Source organism: Paraburkholderia rhynchosiae (genome assembly GCF_002879865.1).
In the GTDB taxonomy this organism is placed as follows: domain Bacteria; phylum Pseudomonadota; class Gammaproteobacteria; order Burkholderiales; family Burkholderiaceae; genus Paraburkholderia; species Paraburkholderia rhynchosiae.
In genome coordinates, this window is record NZ_PNXY01000002.1 from 172753 (window position 1) to 185539 (window position 12787).

Below are 12787 nucleotides of genomic sequence, written 5' to 3' on the forward strand. Positions count from 1 at the left end.
TTAGTTTGCTCAGCGGATTTGCTGCCAGGCCCTTGCCGCGCTTTTCAGCCATGCTCTCAGCCATGTTCTGAGCCGTCTTTATAGATTGCACTGCGAGACTGCATTGCAGTGCGCTTTGCTGAACGGAATTTCTTATTCGATGGCCTCGCTGAACGATAGCCACTTCGACCTGTTTGGTCTCCCGGCGCAATTCGCGCTCGATCCGGCTGCACTGGATCACGCTTATCGCACGGTGCAGGCGCAAGTGCATCCCGACCGCTTCGCGGCGGCCGGCGACGCGCAAAAGCGCATCGCGATGCAATGGGCGACGCGCACGAACGAGGCGTACCAGACGCTGCGCGATCCGTTGAAGCGCGCGACGTATCTGTTGCATCTGCGCGGCATCGACGTTGGCGCGCACGACAATACGGCGATGGAACCGGCGTTTCTGATGCAGCAGATGGAATGGCGCGAAGGCATTGAAGACGCCGCCGCCGCGAAGAACATCGACGCGCTCGACGCTTTGCTCATCGAATTGCGCGACGAAGAGCGCGTGCGTTTCGACAAGCTCGGCGCGTTGCTCGACAGCGGTGCGAATCAGGCGGCGGGCGAAGCGGTGCGACAGTTGATGTTCATCGAACGCGTGGCGGCGGAAATCAGCGCGCAGATCGAGCGGCTCGAGAACTAGCCTGGGCAGCCGCGTTGCCTCAGCGCGAGCGCGGCTTTGGCATTACATCCAGCAACGCAAATTCAGGACGGGGCCTGGGGCTCCGAGAAGATCCAGATGGCCTTACTGCAAATCTCCGAACCCGGCATGGCGCCGGCGCCTCATCAGCGGCGTCTGGCGGTCGGTATCGACCTCGGCACGACCAACTCCCTCGTCGCCGCTGTGCGCAGCGGTGTGCCCGACGTGCTGCCCGACGAAGACGGTCACGTGCTGCTGCCCTCGGTGGTGCGCTACCTCGAAAAGGGCGGCCGCCGCATCGGCCGCACGGCCAAGGCTGAAGCGGCAACCGATCCGCGCAACACGATCGTCTCGGTCAAGCGTTTCATGGGACGCGGCAAGGCGGAAGTGGAGGGCGCCGAAAACGCGCCCTACGATTTCATCGACGCACCCGGCATGGTGCAGATCCGTACCGTTGACGGCGTGAAGAGCCCGGTCGAAGTGTCGGCGGAAATTCTTGCGACGCTGCGCCAGCGCGCGGAAGACACGCTCGGCGATGAACTGGTCGGCGCGGTGATCACGGTGCCGGCTTACTTCGACGAAGCGCAGCGCCAGGCGACCAAGGACGCCGCGCGCCTAGCCGGTCTGAACGTGCTGCGCCTCCTGAACGAGCCGACCGCGGCCGCGATTGCCTATGGCCTCGATAACGGCTCGGAAGGCTTGTACGCGGTCTATGACCTCGGCGGCGGCACGTTCGACCTGTCGATCCTGAAACTCACCAAGGGCGTGTTCGAAGTGCTCGCGGCGGGCGGCGACTCGGCGCTCGGCGGCGACGATTTTGACCACGCGTTGTATCGCCACGTGCTGCAGCAGGCGGGCATTGCGCCGCATTCGCTCGCGCCGGAAGATGTACGTCTGCTGCTCGACAGCGTGCGCACGACCAAGGAGGCGTTGTCGGACGCGCCTGAAGCAACCCTCGCCGCGACGCTCTCGAACGGCACCACGGTCGATCTGACGATCGAGGAGGCCACTTTTGAGGCCATCACTCAGGCGCTCGTGCAACGCACGCTCGGCCCGACGAAAAAGGCGCTGCGCGATGCCAAGGTGACGACGAAAGAGATCAAGGGCGTCGTGCTGGTCGGCGGCGCGACGCGCATGCCGGTGATTCGCCGCGCGGTCGAATCGTTTTTTGGCCAGCCGCCGCTGACGAATCTCGATCCGGATCAGGTTGTCGCGCTCGGTGCTGCGATCCAGGCCGATCTGCTCGCGGGCAACCGTGGCGCGGACGGCGACGACTGGCTGTTGCTCGACGTGATCCCGCTGTCGCTGGGTGTCGAGACGATGGGCGGCCTGACCGAGAAGATCATCCCGCGTAATTCGACGATTCCAGTCGCGCGCGCGCAGGATTTCACCACCTTCAAGGACGGCCAGACCGCGATGGCGATCCACGTCGTGCAAGGCGAGCGCGAGCTGGTCAGCGACTGCCGCTCGCTCGCGCGCTTCGAGCTGCGCGGCATTCCGCCGATGGCGGCGGGCGCCGCGCGCATCCGCGTGACGTATCAGGTGGACGCGGACGGCCTGTTGTCCGTGTTCGCACGCGAGCTCGGCTCGGGCGTGGAGGCGTCGGTGGTGGTGAAGCCCTCGTACGGTCTCGCCGACGACGACATCGCGCGAATGCTGGAAGACAGCTTCTCGACCGCTGAAGTCGACATGCGCGCCCGCGCGCTGCGCGAGGCGCAAGTCGAAGCGCGGCGTCTGATCGAAGCGACCGACGCGGCGCTCGCCGCCGACGCCGAACTGCTCGACGACAGCGAGCGCGCGGAACTGGACGCGCTGCTGAACGGCTTGCGTGCAGTCGCGCAAAGCGACGACGTCGACGCTATCGAAGCCGCGACGAAAACGCTCGCCGAGGGCACCGACGAATTCGCCGCCCGCCGCATGAACAAGGGCATTCGCCGGGCGCTGGCCGGCCGCAAGCTCGACGAGATCTGAAACTCGCGCCGCTAGCGTCGACAGCATCGATAACCGACGGCCGCCGCAAAAAATGGAAGCGCGCCGCGCGGACTTAAAAACTCCGCGTGTCGCCAGTAAAATGGTGCGAAGCCTGTTTGAGGCCGCGCCTCAGACCCAAACGGAAAATGTATGCCTCAAATCGTTGTGCTGCCTCACGTTGAACTGTGCCCGGAAGGCGCGGTGATCGATGCCGTGCCCGGCAAGAGCATTTGCGACAGCCTGCTCGATCACGGCATCGAAATCGAGCATGCCTGCGAGAAGTCGTGCGCATGCACGACCTGTCACGTGATCGTGCGTGAGGGTTTCGCCGCCTTGACGCCGTCCGAGGAAGACGAGGACGATCTATTGGACAAGGCGTGGGGGCTCGAGCCGGCTTCGCGCCTGTCGTGCCAGGCGATCGTGCCGTCCGAGCAGGACCTGGTCGTCGAAATCCCGCGTTACTCGATCAATCACGCGAAGGAAAACCACTAACAGGAGGACGCAGCCATGAAGTGGACCGATACGCAAGACATCGCGATGGCCCTGACTGACAAGCACCAGGACATCGATCCGCAGCAAGTGCGCTTCACCGACTTGCACCGCTGGGTCACCGAACTGGAAGGATTCGACGACGATCCCAACCGGTCGAACGAAAAGATCCTCGAGGCGATTCAGGCTGCATGGATTGAAGACGCGGATTACTGAGTTTGCCGGGCCGCTACGCTCAGGCGGCTGCGGTAAAGAAAAGGCGATTCCATTGGAATCGCCTTTTTAATGCGCGCGAGAATCGCGCTCGCAGCACCTAGCCTGCGACGAGTGTGCCGTTCTCGACCCGGACGCGCTGTCCCTGCTGGAAGGGGGGCGCCTCGTGATACGTAAAGTAGCGCGTCTTGCCGTTTTCCATCCGCACGCGCACCGAATACGAGGTGCTGCTGCGGATATGCTTTTCGACTGAATTGCCGGCCAGGCCGCCGCCGAGCGCGCCGAGCAAAGTCATCGCGGTGCGGCCGCCGCCGCTGCCGAACTGATTGCCGACCACGCCGCCGGCCACCGCGCCGCCTACTGCGCCAAGGCCCGTGCCGTGACCTTCCTGGCGCACCGCCGAAATCGCGACGACTGTACCGCACGTCGAGCAATGGGCAGGTTGCGCCGGCCGTTGTTGCGCGTATTGCGGCGCGGGCTGTGCCTGTTGCTGCTGCGCGTATTGCTGTTGAGTGTACTGTTGCTGCGCGGGAGAGGGGGCCGGTGCACGTTGCGGCTGCGGTTCGGCTTGCTGCGGCGCGGACTGCTGCACAATCTGTCCGGAACTCTGCTGCGCCGACGGGTTAGCCGGCGCAGCGGAATCGACCACAACGGGCTGGCCGGTTTGTGGCAAAACTTGCGCGGTTTGGGTCTGGTTGGTCGGCGCGCCGTTGCTGGACGCTTTCGGGAACATCCCAGTCATCGCCGCGGTGGCGACGAGGCTCGCGATAATGACAGCACCCGCAGCGGTCGCGACGAGCGGATGCAGCCGCCGCTGAGGTGCGGACGATGCAGGCTGCGCCACGTGCGTGGCGGGTTGCGTGTTGGGCTTATCCATATTGGCCTCCGTCTACGGCAGAGTGACTTTTAATAAGACCAAGCCTCCCGGAAATCGATCCATTCAACGTTTCAAATTGTAACGATTTGCCGAAAACCCATTGCCGACGCGCGCCCCGCAGCGCAGCTCTTACGGATGGTTACAACCCTGGCAGTCGCTGCACTCGCTTTGCCGCACTGGCGCCCAAACCAAAACGCCCGGCCTGAAGGGGCCGGGCGTTTCTGAAAACACACCGCGCAACGCTCAGTCTTCGCGGCGCAGATGCGGGAACAGGATCACATCGCGGATGCTCGGGCTGTCGGTCAGCATCATGACCAGACGGTCGATGCCGATACCGCAGCCGCCCGCCGGCGGCATACCGTATTCGAGCGCGCGAATATAGTCGGCGTCGTAAAACATGGCTTCTTCGTCGCCCGCGTCTTTCTGGTCGACCTGCTTTTTGAAGCGCGCGGCCTGGTCTTCCGGATCGTTCAGCTCCGAGAAGCCGTTGGCAATTTCGCGGCCGGTAATGAACAGCTCGAAACGCTCGGTGATGCCCTCGACCTTGTCCGATGCACGTGCCAACGGCGACACTTCGAGCGGATAGTCGATGATGTACGTCGGCTCCCACAATTGCGACTCGGCGGTCTCTTCGAACAGCGCCAGTTGCAGCGAGCCCACGCCCGCATTCAGGAACTGCGGCTGCGACGCATCCACGCCGAACTTCTTAAGCTCCGTGCGCAGAAACGCGCTATCGGCCAGTTGCTCGTTCGTGTACTGCGGCGCGTACTTCTGGATGGCCTGGGTGATCGTCAAACGGTGAAACGGCTTCGCCAGATCCAGCTCGCGCCCTTGGTAGGTGATCGTCGCGGTGCCCAATGCGTCGATCGCGGCCTGGCGGATCAGCTGCTCGGTGAAGTCCATCACCCACTTGTAGTCGGTGTAGGCCGCGTAGAACTCGATCATCGTGAATTCCGGATTGTGGCGCACGGAGACGCCCTCATTGCGGAAGTTACGGTTGACCTCGAACACGCGCTCGAAGCCGCCGACCACCAGCCGCTTCAGATACAGCTCCGGCGCGATGCGCAGGAACATCTGCATATCGAGCGCGTTGTGGTGCGTGGTGAACGGCTTGGCCGTCGCGCCGCCCGGGATCGGATGGAGCATTGGCGTTTCGACTTCCATGAAGTCGGCGTCGGCCATGAATTTGCGGATCGACGAAATCGCCTTGGTGCGCGCGACGAACGTCTTGCGCGTTTCGGGCGTGACGATCAGATCGACGTAGCGCTGGCGGTACTTCATCTCCTGGTCCGACAGACCATGGAACTTGTCCGGCAGCGGACGCAGCGATTTCGACAGCAGGCGCAGTTCGGTGCAACGCACCGACAGTTCCCCCTTGTTGGTGCGGAACAGCGCGCCGCGCGCTGCGACGATGTCGCCCATGTCCCACTTCTTGAAAGCGTCGTACGTGGCTTGGCCCACATCGGCTGGCGTGATGAAGAACTGGATCTGACCTGAGCCGTCGCGCACGGTCGCAAAGCTCGCCTTACCCATCACGCGCTTGAGCATCATGCGGCCGGCGATCGCGACTTCGAGGGGGTTCGCTTCGAGCGCTTCCTTGTCGGTGTGCTCGAACTGCGATTGCAGATCTTCCGCGTGATGCGTGGGACGGAAATCGTTCGGATAGGCGACGCCTTGCTCACGCAGCTCGCGCAGCTTTTCGCGGCGCTCAGCGATGATCTTGTTGTCGTCCAGCTCGGGCACGAGGTTCGGTTGGATCGGTTCGTTCATGATGGTTTGGTATTCGTGGTCCGCATTCGGTGACCGCAACCGGTGAGCCGCATTCAGCGCTCATATTGCGGTGGCCCGCTTGCGGACAGCCAGTCGGTGAAAGACCTCAGGCGGTAAAAAGATACGGCGCGGCCTTGCATGCCGCGCCGGTTGCACTTAGACGCCTTGCTTCAGGCTCGCGCTGATAAACGGATCGAGATCGCCGTCGAGCACGCTCTTCGTATTGCTGATTTCGACATTGGTGCGCAGATCTTTGATACGGCTGTTGTCCAGCACGTACGAGCGGATCTGATGACCCCAACCCACGTCGGTCTTGCCGGCTTCGAGCTTGTCCTGCTCGGCCTGACGCTTGCGGATTTCCGCTTCGTACAGGCGCGATTTCAGCATGGCCATTGCTTCGGCGCGGTTGCGGTGCTGCGAGCGGTCGTTCTGGCACTGCACGACGATGCCGGACGGCATGTGCGTGATACGCACGGCGGAATCGGTCTTGTTGATGTGCTGACCGCCCGCGCCCGACGCACGGTATGTATCGATACGCAGATCGGCCGGGTTGATGTCCACTTCGATCGAATCGTCGACTTCCGGATACACGAACACCGAAGAAAACGACGTATGACGGCCGCCCGACGAGTCGAACGGCGACTTGCGCACGAGGCGGTGCACACCGGTTTCGGTGCGCAGGAAGCCGTAAGCGTATTCGCCTTCGATCTTGATCGTGGCGTTCTTGATGCCCGCGACGTCGCCGTCGGTCTGCTCCAGCACTTCGGTCTTGAAGCCCTTGCGTTCGCAATACCGCAGATACTGACGCAGCAGCATGGACGCCCAGTCGCACGCTTCGGTGCCGCCCGCGCCCGCCTGGATATCCAGGAACGCGTTGTTCGGATCGGCCGGGTTCGCGAACATGCGGCGGAATTCCATGTCGGCAACGCGCTGTTCGAGCGCCTGCGCATCCGCTTCGCAGGCGATCAGCGTTTCGTCGTCGCCTTCTTCACGCGCCATGTCGAACAGGTCTTGCGCGTCGCGCAAGTCGTTGTGAAGCGACGTGAGTTTGCCGACGGTGTCGTCGAGCAGTTTCTTTTCCCGGCCGAGCGCCTGGGCGTGTTTCGAGTCGTTCCAGACGTCCGGGTCTTCGAGTTCCCGGTTGACTTCGATTAGACGCAGTGCTTTGTCGTCGTAGTCAAAGATACCCCCGTAGGTCGGCCGCGCGCGTGCGCAGGTCCGCCAGAGAGGCTTCGATCGCGTTGAGACGTTCCGCTTCCATGTCGATCTTTTGTGGCTTCGTAAAAAGGGGAAATTATAGCCGATCGGCGTGCCGCGCCGACGGCTGTTCAGCGAGCCGGCGCGTGTTCGGGGTTGATTTTGCGGAGATTTTCGACGCCGCGGCAGGTCCGCGGTGCGGCGTCCCAGGAGCCGTTACAAGCGCTCTAGCTCGCCGCGTGCTCAACGATCAACTGCACGCGCGAGACGCCGTTCCACGTGTCGCTCGCGAGCCGGTATGCGACGGTGGTGCGCGCGGGCAGCGTGTCGGTGTGATTGAACCAGATCGCGTTGAAGCGCTGGCGACCGCGCACGAGTTGCAGCTTCAGGTGCTTGTCCTTCACGAGAGCCTGCGACGCGACGTCGAATTCGCCCGAGAACACAGGTGCCGGAAAACCTTGGCCCCAGACGGCGGCATCGAGCATTTCGACAAACTGCGGCGTGAAGTACGCGTCTTCCAGTTCGCCGTCGGTTTCGACGGTGCGCGACAGCGCGTCGTCGGTCAGCCACTCGCGGCCGACCGCTTCGAACGCCGCCGTGAAGCGCGGCACGTCGGCGGTCGCGAGCGTCAGGCCAGCGGCCATCGCGTGGCCGCCGAACTTGACGATCATGCCTGGCTCGCGCTTCGAGATCAGATCGAGCGCGTCGCGCAGATGAAAGCCCGCGATGGAGCGCCCGGAGCCTTTGACGAGCTGGCCGCTGTCGTCGGCGAGTGCGAACGTGAACGACGGCCGGTGGAATTTCTCCTTCAGCCGTCCCGCCACGATCCCAATCACGCCCTGATGCCATGCCGGGTTGAACAGCGTGATGGTGGCCGCGCCGTCGGGATCGATGGCCGAGAGGTCGTCGAGCGCCTGTTGCTGCATGCCCGCTTCGATCTCGCGGCGCTCGCGGTTCATCGTATCGAGTTGTTGCGCGAGTTCCCATGCGCGGCCGACGTCGTCGGTTGTCAGGCATTCGATTCCGAGCGACATGTCCGACAGACGTCCCGCCGCATTCAGCCGCGGCCCGAGCGCGAAGCCCAGGTCGAAGCCGGACGCGCTGCGGGCGTCGCGCGCGGCGGCACGAAAGAGCGCGGCGATGCCGGGCTGCATCTTTCCCTTGCGGATGCGCTGCAAGCCTTGCGCGACCAGCACACGGTTGTTGCCGTCGAGTTTCACGACGTCCGCGACGGTGCCGAGCGCGACGAGATCGAGCAGGCCATCGAGACGCGGTTCGGGAAAGCCGTCGCCAAACGCGCCGCGCCGGCGCAATTGCGCGCGCAGTGCAAGCAGCACGTAAAACATCACGCCGACACCCGCGATGCACTTGCTCGGAAACTCGCAGCCCGGCTGATTCGGATTGACGATCGCGCGCGCGGCGGGCAGTTCGTCGCCGGGCAGGTGATGATCGGTGACGAGCACGTCGATGCCAAGCGCGTTCGCCGCTTCGACGCCATCCACGCTCGCGATGCCGTTGTCGACCGTGATCAGCAGTTCCGGCTTGCCGGACGCGTTGCGCGCGGCGAGCGCAACGATCTCCGGCGTGAGGCCATAGCCGTATTCAAAGCGGTTCGGCACCAGATAGTCGATCTGGCCGCCGAACATGCGCAAGCCCCGCACCGCGACCGCGCAGGCGGTGGCGCCGTCGCAGTCGTAATCGGCGACGACCAGCATGCGGCGCTTTTGCTGGATCGCGTCTGCCAGCAGCACGGCGGCGTCTTCGCAGCCCTTCAGCGCGGCGGGCGGCACGAGGCGCGCGAGTCCGGTTTCGATCTCATCGGGCAGGCACACGCCGCGGGCCGCATACAGGCGCGCGAGTACCGGATGCAGGCCGTGGCGGACGAGAATTTCAGCGTCGACGGGAGAAGAGGCGCGCGTAACGATTCGAGTCATTCTGAAAGGCCGTCTGTATGGTCGGTCATGCAATCGATCATTCGATGAAGAGCGAGGCGAGCACGCGCCGCCGCCAGAATTTGCGCAAATCGCCGCGTGTGATGCTGAGCGTGACGGAGCCGGTGTCGCCGCACAAGGTCAGGCCGAGTTCGGCAAGCGCGCCGGATTGCAGCGCTTCGAGCGCCGGTTCGAACCAGTCGCCTTGCAATGCCGCGAAGGCTGCGTTCCAGCGCGCCCAGTCCTGTTCGATATACGGCGCGGAGAACGGGTCGAGCTCGACGAGCGTGCTGTTTTGCGCGTGGCTTGCAGCGTTGGGTTGCTTGCGATTCGCGCGGCCGCTCGAGCGGTTTGCCGTTGCGCCGCTTACGTGTCCGCCTGGACGGTCTACCAGGGAAGACAGCGCCGCGAACGAAGCGGGCGGCGCGTCGACTGGCACGCCGGCCGTCATCGCAAGGCCGCGCGTCGCGGCGGCGTCCGACAACACGCGCGTGAAAGGGCTGTGCACGGAACGCGCCGCGCCTTGCGCGTGAAACCAGATCGAATTGACGGCGGGCAGGCCGCGCGCTTCGCGCGCTTCGTTAACGGGATGCTCGAACCAGGCCATCTGCACTTCGTTCTGCAGCTTCATCCACGCGCGCGAACGCTCGCCGGAATGCGCTTCGTGCGGTAGCCAGATTTCGATGTTGCGGCCGCTCGCGCGCAACGGCGACGCACCGGCCAGCGTGCCGAAGCCGTCGCCTGACAGATACCAGCGCGCGGGCTTCGGCGCCTCGATGCGCACGCCGAGTTCCTCGATCAGAGGGCGGGCCACCGCGAGCAGCGCGCTCGCTTCTTCATCGGACAGTTCGAGCGACGCCGGATCGATCAGCACCAGATGGTCGTGCGCGATGCGCACATGCACCGGCTGGACGCAGGCCCAGGTCGCGTCGCCAGGCTCGCCGCCGTCGGCGCGCAGCATGTAGGGCGCGAGCGGCGCTTCGTCGGCGGCAGCCGCACCGATTGAGCCGTTTGCGCCGCTTGCGCCGCTTGCGCCGATTGATAAAGCGCCGAACTGACGCGCGATCCAGCGTTCATGCGGCAGCGTGCGCTGAAAATCCTCGCCGATCACGCGCTCCACCAGCGTCGCGCGCGCGACGAGCCGGTCAAGGGCGGGACTGCGGATGTCGTGCAGGGCGGTGGCGGCGTCGGCTGCGGCGGGCAGCGCGAAAGGAAGCAGAAGATGGAGGCGGTTGGGGTGCATGATGCTGCGCATTGTAGGGCAAAGCGCGCGGCGCTTTCGATAGGCGCGGCCGGTTGGCGCGGATCAACATTGTGCGGCGGCAGCGGTGGCAAGCCCTGCGGCCGGGCAAGTCCCGCGGACCCGGCAACCCGGCGATCCCGGGCAGTTGCCGGGCAGCCCCGTTGCGCGGCAGCGCGGCATTGTATGGCAAACTTCGCGCTTGGTTGACCGTGGCGGCATCGGCATGGGCAGTGCGGGGGGGGCGGGTTTGCGCCGCGACGTCAGACCGGAACCATCCGCATTGCCGCGACACCAAGGATCAGGACACTCGGGCCGCGCTTGCGATGCAACGGCAGACGCAACGGCGCGCCGTTGCCACCCGGGTAGCCGAAGAACGCAGAAAAGGACTCGCTTGAAATTTCCCTACGAATGGCAGATTGGCTGGCGCTACACCCGCGCCGGCAAACGCACGACCGGCAACGGATTCATCTCCTTCATTGCGCTCGTTTCGATGTCGGGCATCGCGCTCGGCGTGGCGGCGCTGATCGTCGTCCTGTCCGTGATGAACGGCTTCCAGAAAGAGGTGCGCGACCGGATGCTATCGGTGCTCGCGCACGTCGAAATCTTTTCGCCGACCGGCTCGATGCCGAACTGGCAGCTCACCGCCCAGGAAGCGCGCCAGAAAAAGGAAGTGATCGGCGCGGCGCCGTATGTCGAAGCGCAGGCGCTGCTCACGCGCCAGGACGCCGTGAGCGGCGTCGCATTGCGCGGCGTCGAGCCGGCGCTCGAGCCGCAGGTTTCCGACATCGGTAAGGAGATGAAAGGCGGCAAGCTGACGGATCTCGTGCCGGGCGACTTCGGCATCGTGCTGGGCGCGGACCTCGCTACGAACCTGGGCGTGGCGGTCAACGACAAGATCACGCTGGTCGCGCCCGAAGGCACGATCACGCCGGCCGGCATGTTGCCGCGCCTGAAGCAGTTCACAGTCGTGGGCATCTTCGAGTCGGGGCATTACGAGTACGACAGCACGCTCGCGCTGATCAACATCAAGGACGCGCAGGCGCTGTTCAGGCTCCCTGCGCCGACGGGCGTGCGGCTACGCGTGACGGACATGCAGCGCGCGCCGGAAGTCGCGCATCAGCTCGCGCGCAGTCTGTCGGGCGACCTGTACATCCGCGACTGGACGCAGCAGAACAAGACCTGGTTCTCGGCCGTGCAGATCGAAAAACGCATGATGTTCATCATCCTCACGCTGATCATTGCGGTGGCGGCGTTCAATCTGGTGTCGTCGCTGGTAATGACCGTGACCAACAAGCAGGCCGACATCGCGATTCTGCGCACGCTCGGCGCGCAGCCGGGTTCGATCATGAAAATCTTCGTCGTGCAGGGCGTGACGATCGGCTTTATCGGCACGGCAACCGGCGTCGCGCTGGGTTGCCTGATCGCGTGGAGCATTCCGTGGCTCGTGCCGATGATCGAACATATGATCGGCGTGCAGTTCCTGCCGCCGTCCGTGTATTTCATCAGCGAACTGCCGTCCGAACTGATTCCCGCCGACGTCGCTCGAATCGGCATCATCGCATTCGTGATGTCGGCAGTGGCGACGCTCTACCCAAGCTGGCGCGGTGCCAAGGTCCGTCCGGCGGAGGCGCTGCGCTATGAATGACCGTTCCGCTACTTTACCCATGCCCGCTCAGGAAATGACGCCGCATCCCTACGTGCTGGAAGCGACCGGCATTTCCAAGTCGTTCGTGCAGGGCGGTCTGAATGTGCAGGTGCTCAACAACACCGAACTGAACGTGCGGCGGGGCGAGAAGCTCGCGATCGTCGGCGCGTCGGGTTCGGGCAAGAGCACACTGTTGCACGTGCTCGGCGGGCTCGACGATCCGTCAGCCGGCCATGTCTCGGTGATGGGCAAGCCGTTCACGAAGCTCTCGGAACGCGAGCGCAACGAGTTGCGCAATCGCGCGCTTGGTTTCGTGTATCAGTTTCATCATTTGCTGCCGGAGTTTTCCGCGCTGGACAACGTCGCAATGCCGCTGCGGATTCGCCGCATGACGACCGAAGCCGCGCGCCGCGACGCGCTCACGGTGCTGGAGCGCGTCGGCATGGCGCATCGCGCTAAACATCGGCCGGGCGAGTTGTCGGGCGGCGAGCGTCAGCGTGTGGCGATCGCGCGGGCGCTGGTCACCAAGCCGGCGTGCGTTCTCGCCGACGAACCGACCGGCAACCTGGACGGGGGCACTGCTGACACCGTCTTCAACCTGATGCTCGAATTGTCGCGAACGCTCGAAACGAGTTTCGTGATCGTCACGCACGACCCGGAACTGGCCGGGCGCTGCGACCGCATCATGCGGCTGCGCGAAGGCGTTCTGCACGAAGAGCCGCCAGTGCCGGTGTAGAGGCGCGACGCGGAATGAGCCGTTGCGGGGCTCGGCGTGGCTCTAGGTTTT

At 64.4% G+C, this 12787-nt stretch carries 11 protein-coding genes; 6 read left to right on the top strand and 5 right to left on the bottom strand.

The genetic code is table 11. From position 1 onward, the window contains the following. The first annotated feature begins 139 nt into the window (after window positions 1–139). The 4 genes from hscB (at window position 140) to iscX (ending at window position 3340) form a co-directional block, all read left to right on the top strand. Complete coding sequence (gene hscB, locus C0Z16_RS03090; RefSeq protein ID WP_102630761.1) at window positions 140–667, top strand: Fe-S protein assembly co-chaperone HscB; 528 nt, start codon at window positions 140–142, stop codon at window positions 665–667. Window positions 668–763: 96 nt separating this feature from the next. Beyond that, on the top strand, window positions 764–2635 hold the full coding sequence (gene hscA / locus C0Z16_RS03095) for a Fe-S protein assembly chaperone HscA (RefSeq protein ID WP_102630762.1): 1872 nt from the start codon (window positions 764–766) through the stop codon (window positions 2633–2635). A 150-nt stretch (window positions 2636–2785) separates the two neighbouring features. Further along, on the top strand, window positions 2786–3127 hold the full coding sequence (gene fdx / locus C0Z16_RS03100; protein ID WP_102630763.1) for an ISC system 2Fe-2S type ferredoxin: 342 nt from the start codon (window positions 2786–2788) through the stop codon (window positions 3125–3127). Window positions 3128–3142: 15 nt separating this feature from the next. Next, window positions 3143–3340, top strand: coding sequence for a Fe-S cluster assembly protein IscX (gene iscX / locus C0Z16_RS03105; protein WP_007181290.1), 198 nt, complete (start codon window positions 3143–3145; stop codon window positions 3338–3340). 97 nt (window positions 3341–3437) lie between these two features. Here iscX and C0Z16_RS03110 read toward each other — a convergent pair whose 3' ends face one another. The 5 genes from C0Z16_RS03110 to C0Z16_RS03130 form a co-directional block, all read right to left on the bottom strand. After that, window positions 3438–4214, bottom strand: coding sequence for a glycine zipper 2TM domain-containing protein (locus C0Z16_RS03110; protein WP_102630764.1), 777 nt, complete (start codon window positions 4212–4214; stop codon window positions 3438–3440). Window positions 4215–4457: 243 nt separating this feature from the next. Beyond that, entirely contained in the window at window positions 4458–5984 is a 1527-nt protein-coding gene (gene lysS / locus C0Z16_RS03115) for a lysine--tRNA ligase (protein ID WP_102630765.1), read from the bottom strand. A 156-nt stretch (window positions 5985–6140) separates the two neighbouring features. Continuing rightward, a protein-coding gene (prfB, locus tag C0Z16_RS03120; protein WP_102630766.1) for a peptide chain release factor 2 occupies window positions 6141–7245 on the bottom strand; the annotation gives its coding sequence in 2 pieces (ribosomal slippage) (window positions 6141–7163 and window positions 7165–7245; 1104 coding nt in all). A gap of 163 nt (window positions 7246–7408) precedes the next feature. Continuing rightward, window positions 7409–9115 (bottom strand): single-stranded-DNA-specific exonuclease RecJ, encoded by a 1707-nt coding sequence (gene recJ / locus C0Z16_RS03125; RefSeq protein ID WP_102630767.1) that lies wholly within the window; start codon window positions 9113–9115, stop codon window positions 7409–7411. 37 nt (window positions 9116–9152) lie between these two features. Beyond that, window positions 9153–10367, bottom strand: a complete 1215-nt coding sequence (locus C0Z16_RS03130; RefSeq protein WP_102630768.1) for a regulator — start codon at window positions 10365–10367, stop codon at window positions 9153–9155. A 379-nt stretch (window positions 10368–10746) separates the two neighbouring features. Between C0Z16_RS03130 and C0Z16_RS03135 the strand changes: the two genes are divergently transcribed. Both C0Z16_RS03135 and lolD read left to right on the top strand, forming a co-directional pair. Further along, the gene (locus C0Z16_RS03135) at window positions 10747–12000 is read left to right on the top strand and encodes a lipoprotein-releasing ABC transporter permease subunit (protein ID WP_102630769.1); all 1254 of its coding nucleotides are present in this window, start codon (window positions 10747–10749) and stop codon (window positions 11998–12000) included. Further along, on the top strand, window positions 11993–12736 hold the full coding sequence (gene lolD / locus C0Z16_RS03140) for a lipoprotein-releasing ABC transporter ATP-binding protein LolD (RefSeq protein WP_175130664.1): 744 nt from the start codon (window positions 11993–11995) through the stop codon (window positions 12734–12736). Before C0Z16_RS03135 ends, lolD begins: the two co-directional genes overlap by 8 nt. Window positions 12737–12787: the final 51 nt, after the last annotated feature.

Excerpts from the sequence above, each read along its gene's own strand:
- hscB (WP_102630761.1), top strand. The coding sequence starts at position 140 with ATGGCCTCGCTGAACGATAGCCACTTCGACCTGTTTGGTCTCCCGGCG.
- hscA (WP_102630762.1), top strand. The coding sequence starts at position 764 with ATGGCCTTACTGCAAATCTCCGAACCCGGCATGGCGCCGGCGCCTCAT.
- fdx (WP_102630763.1), top strand. The coding sequence starts at position 2,786 with ATGCCTCAAATCGTTGTGCTGCCTCACGTTGAACTGTGCCCGGAAGGC.
- iscX (WP_007181290.1), top strand. The coding sequence starts at position 3,143 with ATGAAGTGGACCGATACGCAAGACATCGCGATGGCCCTGACTGACAAG.
- C0Z16_RS03110 (WP_102630764.1), bottom strand. The coding sequence starts at position 4,214 with ATGGATAAGCCCAACACGCAACCCGCCACGCACGTGGCGCAGCCTGCA.
- lysS (WP_102630765.1), bottom strand. The coding sequence starts at position 5,984 with ATGAACGAACCGATCCAACCGAACCTCGTGCCCGAGCTGGACGACAAC.
- recJ (WP_102630767.1), bottom strand. The coding sequence starts at position 9,115 with ATGACTCGAATCGTTACGCGCGCCTCTTCTCCCGTCGACGCTGAAATT.
- C0Z16_RS03130 (WP_102630768.1), bottom strand. The coding sequence starts at position 10,367 with ATGCGCAGCATCATGCACCCCAACCGCCTCCATCTTCTGCTTCCTTTC.
- lolD (WP_175130664.1), top strand. The coding sequence starts at position 11,993 with ATGAATGACCGTTCCGCTACTTTACCCATGCCCGCTCAGGAAATGACG.